This is a genomic window from Kitasatospora sp. NPDC096140 (genome assembly GCF_040303045.1).
GTDB lineage: Bacteria > Actinomycetota > Actinomycetes > Streptomycetales > Streptomycetaceae > Kitasatospora.
Window position 1 is genome coordinate 19,595 of record NZ_JBEOUW010000021.1, and the last position, 14,506, is coordinate 34,100.

Genomic DNA, 14,506 nt, shown 5'->3' on the forward strand with positions numbered 1-14,506 from the left:
GCAGTGGTTGACAGCAGCCGCTGATGTCAGCCCGGCGTCGGCGCTGATCTGCTCGAAGGGCCGGCTGAGGTTCCGGGGCTCGATCGGGCCTGTCGACATGCGTCGGGCAAGCCGAGTCAGCGGGCCTTCTTCCTGCGCGTGCCCATCCGGTTCCAGACGTAGCGATGGCGGGCAACCGTGAAGACCCGGTCAACCCTGTTCGGGGACAGCACCGCGGGCCGGGCGGGCAGGACGTCGGTGATCTGCTCGCCGTCGAGGACCGTCACTTCCGGTGTCGCCCCAAGCGTGATTCTCTGCGCACCCACGACGGCGATGACGGGGTGGACGGGCACGTCGAAACCACACCACACGGCTAGCAGGTCAGCGGTACGGGCCGCCTCGAACTTGGAGTTCTCCAGGTACGGGAAGCCGTTGCGGTTGACCTTCACGATCTTGTCGCCGACCCACACGGCGGCGCCCGGGCGGTGCTTCGAGTTGACCGTGAAGACCCCGGGCGGGCCGATCACCACATGGTCGATGTCGGCCCCGGACGGCAACGGGACCCAGTGCAGCACCTTCCAACCCGCAGCCCTCAGCGCGTCCAGTCGGGCCCCCACGATCTGCTCGCCCTCCAGCCCACGCAGCGTGCTCGAATCACCGAGCCGCTGGCGGGAAAGCTTGGCGGCGAGCCGGACGAGCAGCCCGTACCTCTCTTCGCCCTCACGCACCAGGCTTTCCAGCCCGGCGCCAGGAAGGTTCAGCGACAGGTCGTCCTCCTCGCTCATCGGCGGAAGGGACGGGATCGCCGCGCGAGGTTGCGGTACCTGTGCCGAGGTCACCTGGGGAGGTGGCTTCTTCTCTCCGCGACGTCGGACGGTGCGGGGTGGGACGCGACTTCCGAATGAGCCGCACCACTGCTCGACCTTGGCCAGGGCAGAATCCTCGAACTCCGGGAGCTCGACCATGACGACGCCGGTCTTGCAGTCCAGCCAGGCCACCGAATCGCCTCGGGCGCCAGCCTTGTTGACGTAGAGCCGCTCCTTCCCCGGGACCCGCCAAGGCTTGACCACCAGCGCTGTCATGCGTCCCCCTCCGGCATGCGCTTCCTGACCACGGTCAGCATGCCCACGTACGGATCGGCGGGAACGCGGAGAGGCAGCGAGCCGGCCCGGTCCAGCCGGAGGCAAGCGGGCGGAGGCGATGTGGCGGGGGAAGGAGGAAACAGGGGAAGAGGGTGCGTGTGACTTTCGGGTGGGTCGGGGCGGACCCCGGGGGTCGGGGTGGTGGGGGTGGCTGGTAGGCAGGTGGGGTGACTGCCAGGGCGTTTGATGCGGTGTTGTGCGATGTGGACGGCGTGATCCGGTTCTTCGACGGGGCCGGGGTGGCGGCGTTGGAACGGGCGGCGGGGTTGGGGGAGGGGAGTACGGCGAGCGTCGGGTTCGCGCCCGAGAACGACCGGCCGTTGTTGCTGGGGCGGATCGGCAAGGCGGAGTGGGTGGAGTCGATCGTCCGCGGGCTGGAGGGGCGGGTGTCGGCTGCGCAGGCGCGCGGGCTGGCGGAGGCGTTCGCCAACTCGCCGTTCTGGGCGGACGAGGTCGCGGTGGGGATGCTGCGGCGGGTGCGGGAGCACTGCCGCTTGGTGCTGGTGACCAACGCGACGGTGTGGCTGGACGAGGACCTGGCGCGGCTGGGGCTGACGGACCTGGCGCACGAGGTGGTGAACAGTTCCGTGGTCGGCAGCGCCAAGCCGGAGCGGCGGATCTACGAGATCGCCGCGGAGCGGGCGGGGGCGGCGCCGGAGCGGTGCCTGTTCGTCGACGACCGGCAGGAGAACGTCGACGCCGCGGTGGCGTTGGGGATGGCCGGGGTGCTCTACCGGGGCCCGTCGGACCTGCGGCGGGCGTTGGCGCCGCTGTTGGGCTAGCGGGTGGTGTGGGCGACGTCGGCGGGGGTGCCGGGGCGGTCGGTGTGGGTTTCGGCGATCAGCGCGGCGGTTCGGCGACCTGGCGGCGGTCGGTGGCATCGCAGACGACGCCCTCGACGGTGCCCCCGGCGGCGCCTTCGACTCCGGTGACGTCTTCGACCGGTCCGGCGCAGCCGGCGGAGAGTCCGGCGGCGGCACGTTCGACGGTGTCGCTGCGGACGGCCGGGATCGACGCGGCCACGCTGGACCTGCTCTCGGTGCTGCGCCGATCGGGTGCGCCGTACGTCCTGAGCACCCGCGAGCCGGCCCGCCGCACGGTGGTCACCGCGGGGGCGGTCTCGCGGCGGGTGGCCCGGGCCGAGGCACAGGGGCTGGTCGCCCGGGAGGACGTTTGTCGGCCTGCTGGACAAGCTGCCGGCGGACGTCCGGCTGCGGGTGGCGGGGGCGTCGGCGCCGGGTGAGGATCGGGGGGACCGGTCGGATCCCTGAGCCGGACCCCTGAGCTGGCCCCCTGAATCGGAGCCCTGAGCCGGATTCCCGAGGCCGGACCCCTGGGAGCGGTGGACGGATGGCTGAGCAGGTCGGGGAGACGCGGGCGGAGCTGTCGTCGCGCCTGAACTGGCTGCGGGCGGCGGTGCTGGGGGCCAACGACGGGGTGGTGTCGACGGCCGGCATCGTGACGGGCGTGGCGGGCGCGGCCGGTTCGCGGACGGCCCTGCTGGCGGCCGGGGTGGCCGGGCTGCTGGCGGGGGCGATGTCGATGGCGGCCGGCGAGTACGTGTCGGTCAGCACCCAACGGGACACCGAGCGGGCCGCGTTGGCGAAGGAGCGGCGGGAGCTGGCGGAGGACCCGGAGGGGGAGCTCGACGAACTCACCGACTACTACCGGGGCAGCGGGCTGACGGACGACCTCGCGCGTGACGTGGCGGTGGCGCTGACCGAGCGGGACGCGCTCGCGGCCCACGCGCAGACCGAACTCGGCATCGACCCGGAGGCGTTGACCAATCCCTGGGAGGCGGCGCTGGCCAGCGCGGCCGCGTTCACGCTGGGCGCGCTGGTGCCGCTGCTGGCGGTGCTGCTGCCCCCGGAGTCGTGGCGGCTGGGGGTGACGGTGGGCTCCGTGGTGGTCGCGCTCACCCTGTCGGGCTGGGCGAGCGCCAGGATGGGCGGGGCCGGTCCGGCGCGGGCGGTGGGCCGCAACGTCGCGGGCGGGCTGCTGGCGATGGCGGTGACGTACAGCGGTGGTGTGCTGCTGGACAGCTTCATCGGCTGACTGCGCGGCGGGGCGGGCGGAGGGCCGAGCAGGGCCTCGGGGGGCCGGGGCGTACGGCCCGCACGGCACGGCAGAGCACCGTGCCCATGGCACGTCACGGCGTCGTTCGGCTCGACAGGCGAGGTCGTGCGGCCTGTGTTTGTGTGGCTGCAAACCGCTTGGGAGAGGTGACTCGTAGTGACCATGCCCCCGTTCGGATCGAACGATCCGTTCTCCGATCTGCTCAGCCGGTTCTTCGGGATGAGCCCGATGGCCTCCCCACCAGCCGTTCAGCGGGTGCCGATCGGGCGGTTGCTCAGCGAGTCCTCCCAGGAGTTGCTGGCGCTGGCGGCGCAGCGTGCGGCCGAGGACGGGTCCAGTGACCTCGACACTGCCCACCTGGCCTGGGCGGCGACCCGGGTGGACCCCGCGCGGCGGATGCTGGCGCGCGGGGGCATCGACCCCGACCAGCTGTCCGCGGACCTGGAGCACGCCCTGCCGTCCGGCGGTGCCGGTGCGGTGGAGGGGCAGCCGGCGCTCACCCCCGCGGCGAAGCGCGCCCTGCTCGCCGCGCACGCCCGTTCGCAGGAGGCCGGTGCCTCGTACATCGGGCCGGAGCACATCCTCGGCGCGCTGCTGGACCAGGAGCGCTCGGGCGCGGGTGTGGCGCTGCGCAACGCGGCGCCTTCGCAGGAGTCGCTGAAGTCGGTGCTGGAGACGCGGGGCACCGGCGGCGAGCGGGGTGGTGCGGGGGCGCAGCCGAGTGAGACGCCGACGCTGGACGAGTACGGGCGCGACCTCACCGAGGAGGCGCGTTCGGGCCGGCTGGACCCGGTCGTCGGGCGGGCCGAGGAGATCGAGCAGACCGTCGAGATCCTTTCCCGGCGGACCAAGAACAACCCGGTGCTGATCGGCGAGCCGGGTGTCGGCAAGACCGCGATCGTCGAGGGACTGGCCCAGCGGATCGTCTCCGGGGACGTCCCGCGGAGCCTCCGGGAGAAGCGGGTGGTCACCCTCGACCTGGCCGCGCTGGTGGCCGGCTCCAAGTACCGGGGCGAGTTCGAGGAGCGGCTGAAGAACGTGATCGACGAGGTCACGGCGGCCGAGAAGAGCGTCATCCTGTTCCTGGACGAGCTGCACACCGTGGTGGGCGCGGGCGGTGGTGGGGAGGGCTCGATGGACGCCGGCAACATCCTCAAACCGGCGCTCGCCCGCGGCGAGTTGAGTGTGGTCGGCGCGACGACGCTGGACGAGTACCGCAAGTACGTGGAGAAGGACGCCGCGCTTGAGCGCCGCTTCCAGCCGGTGCTGGTGCCCGAGCCGAGCGTCGAGGAGACCGTCGAGATCCTGCAGGGGCTGCGCGACGCCTACGAGGCGCACCACCAGGTGCGGTTCACGGACGCGGCGCTGGACGCGGCGGCGACGCTGTCCGACCGGTACGTCAGCGACCGCTTCCTGCCCGACAAGGCGATCGACCTGCTGGACCAGGCCGGTGCCCGGGTGCGGCTGCGCAGCCTGAGCGGGTCCACCGAGGCGACCGGGGTGCAGGACCGGATCACCAAGCTGAGGCGGGAGTTGGAGGAGGCCGTCGCGGACGAGGAGTTCGTGCGGGCCGCCAACCTGAAGACCGAGCTGCGGCACACCGAGGACGAGCTGGCGGCGATCGCCGAGTCCCGCGAGGAGGTCGTCGACGTGACGGCCGACGACATCGCCCAGGTGCTGTCCTCCCGGACCGGCATTCCGGTCGCGGAGCTGAACGCGACCGAGAAGGAGCGGCTGCTCAAGCTGGAGCAGCACCTGCACGAGAAGGTGATCGGCCAGGACGAGGCGGTCACCGCCGTCGCCCAGGCGGTGCGTCGCGGCCGGGCGGGGATGGGTGACCCGGAGCGGCCGACCGGCTCCTTCCTCTTCCTCGGCCCGACGGGCGTGGGCAAGACCGAGTTGGCGAAGGCGCTGGCGGCGCTGCTGTTCGGGGACCCGGACCGGATGATCCGCTTCGACATGAGCGAGTTCCAGGAGAAGCACACCGTCTCCCGGCTGGTCGGCTCCCCGCCCGGGTACGTCGGCTACGACGAGGCCGGGCAGCTGACCGAGGCGGTGCGCCGCAAGCCGTACAGCGTGCTGCTCTTCGACGAGGTGGAGAAGGCGCACCCGGACGTCTTCAACCTGCTGCTCCAGGTGCTGGACGACGGGCGGCTGACCGACTCCCAGGGGCGTACGGTCGACTTCCGCAACACCGTGGTGATCATGACCAGCAACATCGGCTCGCAGCGGATCCTGGACCACGCGGGGAACGTCGACGACATCCGGGACGACCTGATGCGCGACCTGCGGCAGCAGTTCCGGCCGGAGTTCCTCAACCGGATCGACGAGGTGATCGTCTTCCACGCCCTCACCCGGAAGGACCTGCTGTCGGTGGTGGACCTGCTGCTGGAGCGCAGCCGGCGACGGCTGCGGGCCCAGGACGTCCGGCTGGAGGTCACGAAAGAGGCCAAGGAGTACCTGGTCAACCTTGGGTACCAGCCGGAGTTCGGGGCCCGGCCGCTGCGCCGGACGATCCAGTCGGAGCTGGACAACCGGATCTCCAACCTGCTGCTGGACGGCTCCGTGCGGGAGGGGGACACGCTGATCGCGGACGTGAGCGACGGCGAGCTGGTGGTGACGATGGCGCGGCCGGAGGCGTCGGCGACCTTCGAGGAGGCTGCGGCGTCGGAGGAGAAGGCGCAGGCCGGAGTCGGCGCGGACCGCTGAGGGGAGCAGGAGCGGGTTCGGGCGTACTCCGGCGGGAGTACGCCCGAACGCCACCGGTGGAGGACGCGTCGGAGCGGAAGCCGGGTCTAGCGTTTCGGGCATGATGCCGCCCATGTCCCCGTCACCGGAACCGGATCCGTCGGTGCCGCGAGAGCCGTCGGAGCGGCCGAAGCAGCCGGAGCGGCCAGAGCAGCCGGAGCAGTCGGAGCCGCGCTCGCCGTCGGAGCCGCCCGCGCCGCCCGAGCCGTGGCGCCCGCCGTGGGTGCGGGCGCGCCTTCCGGTGGGGCTGGCGGTCGGCGTCGCGGCGGTGCAGGTGGTCGGTTCGACGTTCGCCGCGCACAACCAGCCCGGGCGCGCCCCGCTCGACGCGTTCGGCTACGTGCTGCTGCTGCTCGGGCCGGCCCTGCTGGTGCTGCGCCGGCGCCGACCGGTCGCGGTGGTGGCCGGCACCTCGGTGGCCACCGCGGCCTACCTGGCCGCCGGCTACCCGTACGGGCCGGTCTTCCTGAGCTGGCTGATCGCCTGCAGCGTGGCGATCGGGGCCGGGCACCGCCGGGCGGCCTGGGCGGGCCTGGCCGGGGTGTACCTGGTGCACGTGCTGGTGACCTTCGTGCTGCCGGAGAGCTGGCAGCGCGCACCCGCGCACGGCGTGGCCTGGCAGGAGGAACTGGGCCTGCTGGCCTGGCTGCTGCTGGTGATGGCGATCGCCGAGATCGTCCGCTTCCGGCGCGAGCGGATCGCCGCCCACCGGGCCTACCGGCAGCAGCTGGAGGAACGCCGGGCGAACGAGGAACGGCTCAAGATGGCCCGGGAGCTGCACGACATCCTCGCGCACAGCCTGTCGCTGATCAACATCCAGGCGGGGGTCGCGCTGGCGTTGCTCGACCGGCGGCCGGAGGAGGCCCGCACGGCGCTGGTCACCATCAAGTCGACCAGCAAGGAGGCGCTGGGCGAGGTCCGCCAGGTGCTGGCGACGCTGCGCGGGCCCGGGGCGGCGCCGCGCGGTCCGGCCCCGGGGCTGGACCGGCTGGACGAACTCACCGCGCAGGCCGACCGGGTGGGCCTGGAGGCCGAGGTGCACGAGCACGGCGAGCGGCGTGCGCTGTCCGCGACCGTCGACCTCACCGCCTTCCGGATCGTCCAGGAGGCGCTCACCAACGTCATCCGGCACTCGGCGGCCCGGCAGGCGGTCGTGGTGCTGGACTGGAGGGATCCCGCCGTGCTGGTGGTCCGGGTCGAGGACCCGGGCCCGGCGGTGGTCGCCGACGCCGGAGGGGCCGGCAGCGGACTGGTCGGGATGCGGGAACGCGCGGCCGCGTTCGGTGGCACCATCACGGCGGGGCCGCTGCCCGGCGGCGGCTTCCGGGTCCGGGCGGAGCTGCCGACACCGAAGGCGGGGAGTGAGTGATTCGGGTACTGCTGGCGGATGACCAACTGCTGGTCAGGGCGGGCTTCCGGGCCCTGCTCGACCTGCAGGACGACCTCACGGTGGTCGGCGAGGCGGACGACGGGGAGGCGGCGCTGCAGCTCGCCCGCGAACTCGTGCCGGACGTCGTGCTGATGGACATCCGGATGCCCCGGATGGACGGGCTGGAGGCGACCAGGAGGATCGCCGAGGACCCGGCGCTGTCCTCCGTACGGGTGGTCGTGCTGACCACCTTCGAGCTGGACGAGTACGTCTTCGAGGCGCTGCGGTCCGGGGCGGCGGGCTTCCTGGTCAAGGACACCGAGCCGGCCGACCTGCTGCGCGCGATCCGGGTCGCGGTCGCGGGGGACGCACTGCTCTCGCCGGGGGTGACCAGGCGGCTGATCGGCGAGTTCGCCGCCCGCTCCAAGGCGCCGGAGGCCGCGCCGAAGGGGCTCACGGACATCGCGGCGCTGACCGAGCGGGAGCGCGAGGTGCTGGCGCTGGTCGGGATGGGGCTGTCCAACGAGGAGATCGCCCGGCGACTGGTGGTCAGCCCGTTGACGGCGAAGACGCACGTGAGCCGGGCGATGGTGAAGCTCGGGGCGCGCGACCGGGCGCAACTGGTCGTGCTGGCGTACGAGTCGGGGCTGGTGCGGCCGGGCTGGCTGGGCTGACGGCCCTCGCGCGGGAGGGCTGTGCCGGGGAGGGCCCTGTCGGCGAGGGCTGTGCCCGGGGGAGAGCCCTTCGCCGGACGAGCGGGTCGTCCCGGCGCGGCTACTCCTGGCGCGGCTACTCCTGGCCCGGCGTGTCACCGGCCGTCCGTACTCTCCTGGGAGTATCCCGACTGCCGCTGCCGGTAGGACGCGCGATGAGCCCCCTCGGCGGGACGCTCAAGGCACCTCGGGAACCGCCCGAGGTCCTGGAGGCCCCCGGCCGAGGAGATGAACCCCATGTACACGCAGCTGGCCGATTGGCACGGGCCCGGGCCGTGGATCCTGCTGGTCCCCCTGGTCTGGATCGCCGTGGTGTTCCTCGTGATCGTGGTGCTGCGCCGCACGGTCTGGCGTCGGCGCGGCTGCGGCTTCGGGTACGGCGCCGGATCCGCCGCCGAGCACCCGCTGGCCGTCCTCGGCCGCCGTTACGCCGAGGGCGACATCGACGCCGAGGAGTACCGCGCCAAGCGGGCCGTGCTCAGCGAGTCGGCCCGGGAGGACACCCGGGGAGGCGGTGCCAGGTGACCACCCTCGACGTCGTGCGCGGCACCGCCGCACGGGTCGCCGACGCCGTGAAGATCCACGGCGTCGGCGGCACCGAGGTCCGGGCGCTGGACCACGTCACGGTGGAGTTCCCGGCCGGGCGCTTCACCGCGATCATGGGCCCCTCCGGCTCCGGCAAGTCCACCCTGATGCACTGCGCGGCCGGGCTGGACACGCTCACCGCCGGCACCGCCTGGATCGGGGACACCGAGCTCGGCTCGCTGAGCGACCGGCGGCTCACGCTGCTGCGCCGGGAGCGGATCGGTTTCGTGTTCCAGGCCTTCAACCTGGTGCCCACGCTCACCGTCCGGGAGAACATCACCCTCCCCCTCGACCTGGCCGGGGCCACCCCCGACGGGGCCTGGCTGGAGACGCTGATCGACGTCGTCGGCCTCGGCGACCGGCTGCAGCACCACCCGAGCGAGCTCTCCGGCGGCCAGCAGCAGCGGGTCGCGGTGGCCCGGGCACTGGCCGGGCGGCCGCAGGTGGTCTTCGCCGACGAGCCGACCGGCAACCTCGACTCCCGCACCGGCGGCGAGGTGCTCGGCCTGCTGCGCCGGGCGGTGGACGAGATGGGACAGGCCGTGGTCATGGTCACCCACGACCCGATCGCCGCCGGCTGGGCCGACGAGGCGCTGTTCCTCGCCGACGGCCGGCTGGTCGACCGGATGGAGCGGCCCAGCGCCGGGCGGGTGCTGGACCGGATGAAGGCCTTCGAACGGGGGCGGTCATGAGCGAGCGACAGAGGTACGCCCGGGCGGCGGGGACGTGCTCCCGGACGGCGGCCGCGGGAGGGCCGGTCGCCCAACGGCGCGCACGGGCGACCGCCCCTGCCGGGCGAAGCGAGGTGCGCGCATGATGCCCGTCACGCTCCGCCTCAGCCTGCGCTCGCTGCGCGCCCACCGGCGGCGGCTGGCCGGCACCCTGCTGTCCATCCTGCTCGGGGTGAGCTTCCTGACCGGCACCATGGTGCTGGGCGACACCCTGCGGGCCAACTTCGACACCCTCTTCGCGGACGCCAACGCGGGCACCGACGTCGTGGTCCGCAGCGCCGACGTCCTGGACTCCCCGGGCACGGCCGGCGGGGTGCGGGCGCCGGTGGAGGCGGCGCTCGCCGACGGGCTGCGCTCGGTCCCCGGCGTGGCGGCCGCCGAGCCGTCCGTCCAGGGCGCGGGCCAACTCGTCGGCAGCGACGGCAAACCGATCGGCGGTCAGGGCCCGCCCACGCTGGCGGGCAACTGGCTCGCCGACGGCCGGCTCAACCCGTACCGGCTGGCCGAGGGCCGGGCACCGGCCGCCCCGGGCGAGGTGGTGGTGAACCGCGGCGCGGCGCGGACGGGCGGGCTGCACCTCGGCTCGACCACGGTGCTGCGCACGCCCGAGCCGGTGCCGGTCACCGTCGTCGGCATCGCCACCTTCGGGGCGAGCGCGGACGGCATGGGGCCGAGCACCTTCACCGCGATGACCTTCGCGGACGCCGAGCGTTACCTCACGCCCAAGGGCGCGGGGCAGGCCGCCTCGATCCAGGTCCGGGCGGCGGTCGGGGTCTCGCAGCGGGAGCTGGTCGACCGGATCGCCCCGCGCCTGCCCGCCGGCGTCCAGGCGGTCACCGGTGCGGCGGCCACCCAGGAGTCCACCCAGCTGCTGTCCGGGCGGTTCCTGACCATGTTCACCACGCTGCTGCTGGTCTTCGCCGGGATCGCGCTGCTGGTGGCGACGTTCACCATCCACAACACCTTCGCCATCGTGGTCGCCCAGCGCAGCCGGGAGAACGCGCTGCTGCGGGCGCTCGGCGCGGTGCGGGCCCAGGTCCTCGGGGCGACGCTGGCGGAGGCACTGGCGGTGGGCCTGCTGGCCTCGCTCGGCGGGCTGCTGGGCGGGATCGGGGTGGCGACCGGGCTCAAGGCGCTGTTCTCGGCGCTCGGCTTCGCCCTGCCGACCGGCGGCATGGTGATCAGCGCGGCCGCCGTGTTCCTGCCGCTGCTGGTCGGGACGCTGGTCGCGGTCGGTTCGGCGTTGCTGCCGGCCGTCCGGGCCGGGCGGACGGCTCCGCTGGCGGCGCTGCGGGACACCGGCGTCGACCGGGCGGCGCAGGGGCGTTCGGGCATCGTCCGGGTGGTGCTCGGGGGGCTGCTGCTGGCCGGGGGCGTCCCGGTGGCGGTCCTCGGTGCGACGGACGGTCCGTCCGTCCTGCTGACGGCGGCCGGGGCGGTGGCGGTGCTGCTGGGCACGGTGGTGCTCGGGCCGGTCGCCGCGGCCTTCGCCGTCCGGGCACTGGGCGCGCCGCTGCCCAGGCTGCGCGGGGTCTCCGGGGTGCTGGCCAGGCGCAACGCGGCCCGCAACCCGCGCCGGACGGCGGCCACGGCGAGCGCCCTGATGATCGGGGTCGCCGTGGTCACGCTGTTCACCGTCTTCGGTGCGTCGATCAAGGCCACCCTGGACGACACGGTGAGCAGGTCCTTCGCGGGTGATCTCGCCGTCACCACCGCCTCGTTCGGGGCCGGCGGCAGCGGGATCAGCCCCAAGGTGGCGGACGCCCTGGCCGGGCTGCCCGAGGTGCGGCAGACGGTCGGGCTCGGCAGGGGCGTCGCCCGGATCGACGGGCACGGCCGGACGCTGGACGTGACCGACCCGGCCCGGCTGCCCGGCATCGTCGACCTCGGCCGGGTCGACGGCTCGCTGGACGCACTCGGCACCGACGGGCTGGCGGTCTCCCGCAGCGAGGCGCAGCAGCACGGCTGGCAGCTCGGACAGACCGTCACCGTGGGCTTCACCGACGGTGCGAGCGGCCGGTTCACCATCCGTGCGCTCTACGGGAGCGGCGGGCTGGCCGGGGACTACCTGATGACCAGGCAGGCCTGGGCCCCGCACCGGGGGCAGGACGCCGACACGATGGTCGCGGTCGGGCTGCGCGACGGCGTCCCGCCGGGCGCCGGGAAGGCGGCGGTGGAGAAGGCGCTGGTGCCCTTCGGCAGTCCGCAGGTGCAGGACCGGGCCGAGTACGCCAAGAGCGCGGCCTCCGGCGTGGACACGATGCTCTCGGTGGTCTACGCGCTGCTGGCGTTGGCGGTGCTGATCGCGCTGTTGGGCATCGCCAACACGCTGACGCTGGCGGTGCACGAGCGGACCAGGGAGCTGGGGCTGCTGCGGGCGGTCGGCCAGACCAGGGCTCAGCTGCGCGGCATGGTGCGCTGGGAGTCGGTGCTGGTGGCGGCCTTCGGGACGGTCGGCGGGCTGGGGCTCGGGGCGTTCCTCGGCTGGGCCCTGGTGCGGGCCTCGGACGGCGCCGGGACGGGGTCCTTCGCGATACCGCCCGGGCAGCTGGCCGTGGTCCTGGCAGCCGGGCTGCTGGCGGGCGCGGTGGCGGGCCTGCGTCCGGCGGGCCGGGCGGCACGGCTGGACGTCCTGCGGGCGATAGCGACGGAGTAGGAGGGAGCGGAGACGGCGAGGCGGCGGTCCGCCGGGCCGGGCCGACCCGGCAGACCGGCCCGCCCGGCCGGGCCGGGGTCAGCCCGCGGCCGCCGGCGGGAACACCTCGCGCAGCAGCGGGTCCGGCAGGCCGCGCTTGTGCCACTCGCGCGGGTACCCCAGCGAGACCTCCTCGAAGGGCACACCGTCGTAGCTGGTCTTGCGGGGGATGTGCAGGTGGCCGTAGATCATCGCCGCGGTGTTGAAGCGGCGGTGCCAGTCGGCGGTCAGCTCGGTGCCGCACCACTGGGCGAACTCGGGGTACCAGAGGATCTCGGTGGGGTGGCGGACCAGCGGGTAGTGGTTGACGAACACGAGGGGGACGTCCGGGTCGCAGGCCGCCAGCCGTTCCTCGGTCAGCCGGACGCGTTCGCGGCACCAGGAGTCGCGGTCCGGGAACGGGTCGGGGTGGAGCATCCGCTCGTCCGCACAGACGATGCCGCTCTCGTACGCGGCCGCCAGGGACTCCTCCTTGGTGGTCGTGCCCGGCGCACGGAAGGAGTAGTCGTACAGGAGGAAGAGCGGGGCGATGCGGACCGGTCCGCCCGCGCCCTCCCAGAGCGGGTAGGGGTCCTCGGGGGTCACCACGCCGAGGCCGCGGCAGAGCTCCACCAGGTGCTCGTAGCGGGCCACGCCGCGCAGCTGGACCGGGTCCTCGGGGTGGGTCCACAGCTCGTGGTTGCCGGGCACCCACACCACCCGGGCGAAGCGCTCGGCGAGCAGGCGCAGGGCCCACTCGATGCTGGTGGTGAGCTCGGCGATGTCACCGGCGACGAGCAGCCAGTCGTCGGGGTGGGTGGGCTGGAGCTTCTCCACCAGGTCGCGGTTCTCCTGGTAGGAGATGTGCAGATCGCTCACCGCGAGCAGTCGTCCGCCCGTCGGGGCGGGCCGCGCGGGCTGTGCGTCGCTGCGGTTCTCCGTGGTCACTCCTGCCCCCTGAGGTCGTCCGGCCGATGTGGCCACCCTACGCGGCGGGTCCGGGGAGCGGGGCGGGTTGAAGGGATCAGTTGTTCGACTGCCCGGCGGCGGAGTTGAGGCCCGTTCGGGATCGGGGGCGGCTCGGGATCCGGGCGGCCGCTCGGCCGTCGGAGGGCGGCTCAGGAGCCGAGGTCCATGAGCACGCCGTGGGAGGTGGCGGTGGTGACGGCGAGGATCACCAGCGAGGCGGTGCCGAGCACCAGGCCGAGGACGGCGCGGCCGCGGCGGCTGGTGCCGCGGACCAGGGCCAGGGTGGCGAGGGTGATGGCGATCGGGCCCAGGACGATGTTGAAGAGCAGCAGCCCCGGGAGGCCGAGGAGGAAGGAGGCGACGGCCAGGTTGTCGGCCTCGGCGGTCTCCCGGCGGCCGGTGTTCTGCGAGGTGGTGACGGTGCTCATGGCTGTGCGGGTCCTCTCTGGTACGGGAGTGGACGGGGTGCGGTCCGGGCGCGTCCGGGTCAGCGGTGGCGCAGCCGGGCGATGCCCTCGCGGGCGCCGAAGGCGAGCAGCCAGGCGGTGATGGCGGCGGAGGCGGCGAGGAAGACCGGGAGCGAGGTGTGGGCGGCGGTGCCGATCAGGACGGCCATGGCGACCAGGGCGGAGAACAGGATCACGACTGACTCCTTCGGCTGCGGCACTGAGTGCGGCGCTGACTACGGCGGCGGTTGCAGCTGCGACTGTGCCGGGTTTCGGTTGACAAGTGTTCACTGACTTCGGCATCACTCTACCCCCGGCTGGCCAAGTTCGGCAAACGACTGTTTACTGAATGGCGTGAGTCACACCGTAGGGGCCAGACAGGCCCAGAAGCAGCAGAGTCGGCGGGCGTTGCTGGACGCGGGTTTGCACCTGCTGGCCGATCAGAACCTGGCGAGCCTGGGCGTCCGCGAGGTCACCCGGGAGGCCGGACTCTCCCCGGCCGCGTTCTACCGGCACTTCCCGGACCTCGCGGCCCTCGGGGTCGCGTTGGTCGAGGAGTCGCTCGCCAGCGTGCACGTCATGATCCGTGCGGTGCTCGCCGAGGCTGGCGGCGCCGAGGAGCTGATCGACCGCGCGGTGGACGTGATCGAGCGGCACGTCCGTGAGCACCGGACGCACGTCCGCTTCCTGGCGCGCGAACGGCACGGCGGGGTGCGGCAGGTGCGCGAGGCGATCGACGCCGAACTCGACCGCTTCGCCGCGGAGGTGGGAGCGGCCCTGGCGCTGCAGCCGGTGTCGCAGGGGTGGAGTGAGCGGGACCTTCGGATGCTCGCCGAGCTGTACGTCGACCACATGGTGTCCACCGCCTCCGCCTTCCTGGAGGCACAGGAGGCGGACCCGTCCCGGGGGCAGCGGATCGCCGCCACCGCGCGCCTCCAGCTGCGCCTGATCAGTCTGGGGCGGCGGCACTGGCAGGGGAGTTGACGCGCGCGGCGTCGGGCGAGCGGGCACCCCGGCGGGCGCCCCGGCCCCCGCGGGGGTGGTAACCGGCCATAGCGATCGGGACGGTTTCTT

15 protein-coding genes are annotated in these 14,506 nt (G+C 73.7%); 10 read left to right on the top strand and 5 right to left on the bottom strand.

All coding sequences use genetic code 11. The features are described 5' to 3' along the window. Window positions 1–116: 116 nt before the first annotated feature. Window positions 117–1,061, bottom strand: a complete 945-nt coding sequence (locus tag ABT048_RS22290; protein WP_350523196.1) for a nuclease-related domain-containing protein — start codon at window positions 1,059–1,061, stop codon at window positions 117–119. A 251-nt stretch (window positions 1,062–1,312) separates the two neighbouring features. On the opposite strand from ABT048_RS22290, the gene ABT048_RS22295 reads away from it, so the two are divergent. Further along, complete coding sequence (locus ABT048_RS22295; protein WP_350523306.1) at window positions 1,313–1,903, top strand: HAD family hydrolase; 591 nt, start codon at window positions 1,313–1,315, stop codon at window positions 1,901–1,903. A gap of 58 nt (window positions 1,904–1,961) precedes the next feature. Here ABT048_RS22295 and ABT048_RS22300 read toward each other — a convergent pair whose 3' ends face one another. Continuing rightward, the gene (locus tag ABT048_RS22300) at window positions 1,962–2,228 is read right to left on the bottom strand and encodes a hypothetical protein (RefSeq protein WP_502894060.1); all 267 of its coding nucleotides are present in this window, start codon (window positions 2,226–2,228) and stop codon (window positions 1,962–1,964) included. Here ABT048_RS22300 and ABT048_RS41700 point away from each other — a divergent pair. The 8 genes from ABT048_RS41700 to ABT048_RS22340 all read left to right on the top strand — a co-directional run bounded on the left by ABT048_RS41700 (window position 2,161) and on the right by ABT048_RS22340 (window position 11,999). Next, window positions 2,161–2,364 carry a MarR family transcriptional regulator gene (locus tag ABT048_RS41700; RefSeq protein ID WP_502894056.1) on the top strand — a complete coding sequence of 68 codons (204 nt, stop codon included), beginning with the start codon at window positions 2,161–2,163 and terminating at the stop codon, window positions 2,362–2,364. The genes ABT048_RS22300 and ABT048_RS41700 overlap by 68 nt on opposite strands. A 107-nt stretch (window positions 2,365–2,471) precedes the next feature. Beyond that, window positions 2,472–3,176, top strand: coding sequence for a VIT1/CCC1 transporter family protein (locus ABT048_RS22310; RefSeq protein WP_350523198.1), 705 nt, complete (start codon window positions 2,472–2,474; stop codon window positions 3,174–3,176). A gap of 183 nt (window positions 3,177–3,359) precedes the next feature. Further along, window positions 3,360–5,906 carry an ATP-dependent Clp protease ATP-binding subunit gene (locus tag ABT048_RS22315; protein WP_502894059.1) on the top strand — a complete coding sequence of 849 codons (2,547 nt, stop codon included), beginning with the start codon at window positions 3,360–3,362 and terminating at the stop codon, window positions 5,904–5,906. Window positions 5,907–6,018: 112 nt separating this feature from the next. Continuing rightward, window positions 6,019–7,314, top strand: a complete 1,296-nt coding sequence (locus ABT048_RS22320) for a sensor histidine kinase (RefSeq protein ID WP_350523200.1) — start codon at window positions 6,019–6,021, stop codon at window positions 7,312–7,314. Next, window positions 7,311–7,988: a response regulator gene (locus tag ABT048_RS22325; RefSeq protein ID WP_350523201.1), complete on the top strand. Its 678-nt coding sequence runs from the start codon at window positions 7,311–7,313 to the stop codon at window positions 7,986–7,988. Before ABT048_RS22320 ends, ABT048_RS22325 begins: the two co-directional genes overlap by 4 nt. Before the next feature lie 276 nt (window positions 7,989–8,264). Next, window positions 8,265–8,552, top strand: a complete 288-nt coding sequence (locus ABT048_RS22330; RefSeq protein WP_350523202.1) for an SHOCT domain-containing protein — start codon at window positions 8,265–8,267, stop codon at window positions 8,550–8,552. Then, entirely contained in the window at window positions 8,549–9,304 is a 756-nt protein-coding gene (locus ABT048_RS22335) for an ABC transporter ATP-binding protein (RefSeq protein WP_350523203.1), read from the top strand. Before ABT048_RS22330 ends, ABT048_RS22335 begins: the two co-directional genes overlap by 4 nt. 124 nt (window positions 9,305–9,428) lie before the next feature. After that, window positions 9,429–11,999 carry an ABC transporter permease gene (locus tag ABT048_RS22340; RefSeq protein ID WP_350523307.1) on the top strand — a complete coding sequence of 857 codons (2,571 nt, stop codon included), beginning with the start codon at window positions 9,429–9,431 and terminating at the stop codon, window positions 11,997–11,999. 78 nt (window positions 12,000–12,077) lie between these two features. On the opposite strand, the gene ABT048_RS22345 is transcribed toward ABT048_RS22340, so the two are convergent. The 3 genes from ABT048_RS22345 to ABT048_RS22355 all read right to left on the bottom strand — a co-directional run bounded on the left by ABT048_RS22345 (window position 12,078) and on the right by ABT048_RS22355 (window position 13,629). Further along, the gene (locus tag ABT048_RS22345) at window positions 12,078–12,965 is read right to left on the bottom strand and encodes a metallophosphoesterase family protein (RefSeq protein ID WP_350523204.1); all 888 of its coding nucleotides are present in this window, start codon (window positions 12,963–12,965) and stop codon (window positions 12,078–12,080) included. A gap of 170 nt (window positions 12,966–13,135) precedes the next feature. After that, the gene (locus ABT048_RS22350; protein WP_350523205.1) at window positions 13,136–13,414 is read right to left on the bottom strand and encodes a DUF4190 domain-containing protein; all 279 of its coding nucleotides are present in this window, start codon (window positions 13,412–13,414) and stop codon (window positions 13,136–13,138) included. Window positions 13,415–13,473: 59 nt separating this feature from the next. Further along, window positions 13,474–13,629 carry a hypothetical protein gene (locus ABT048_RS22355; RefSeq protein WP_189918519.1) on the bottom strand — a complete coding sequence of 52 codons (156 nt, stop codon included), beginning with the start codon at window positions 13,627–13,629 and terminating at the stop codon, window positions 13,474–13,476. 157 nt (window positions 13,630–13,786) lie between these two features. Between ABT048_RS22355 and ABT048_RS22360 the strand changes: the two genes are divergently transcribed. Beyond that, complete coding sequence (locus ABT048_RS22360) at window positions 13,787–14,416, top strand: TetR family transcriptional regulator (RefSeq protein WP_350523206.1); 630 nt, start codon at window positions 13,787–13,789, stop codon at window positions 14,414–14,416. The last annotated feature ends 90 nt before the right edge of the window (window positions 14,417–14,506 follow it).

Coding starts and splice junctions, on each gene's coding strand:
- ABT048_RS22320 (WP_350523200.1), top strand. CDS start 6,019: ATGTCCCCGTCACCGGAACCGGATCCGTCGGTGCCGCGAGAGCCGTCG.
- ABT048_RS22340 (WP_350523307.1), top strand. CDS start 9,429: ATGCCCGTCACGCTCCGCCTCAGCCTGCGCTCGCTGCGCGCCCACCGG.
- ABT048_RS22350 (WP_350523205.1), bottom strand. CDS start 13,414: ATGAGCACCGTCACCACCTCGCAGAACACCGGCCGCCGGGAGACCGCC.
- ABT048_RS22315 (WP_502894059.1), top strand. CDS start 3,360: ATGCCCCCGTTCGGATCGAACGATCCGTTCTCCGATCTGCTCAGCCGG.
- ABT048_RS22330 (WP_350523202.1), top strand. CDS start 8,265: ATGTACACGCAGCTGGCCGATTGGCACGGGCCCGGGCCGTGGATCCTG.
- ABT048_RS22290 (WP_350523196.1), bottom strand. CDS start 1,061: ATGACAGCGCTGGTGGTCAAGCCTTGGCGGGTCCCGGGGAAGGAGCGG.
- ABT048_RS22310 (WP_350523198.1), top strand. CDS start 2,472: ATGGCTGAGCAGGTCGGGGAGACGCGGGCGGAGCTGTCGTCGCGCCTG.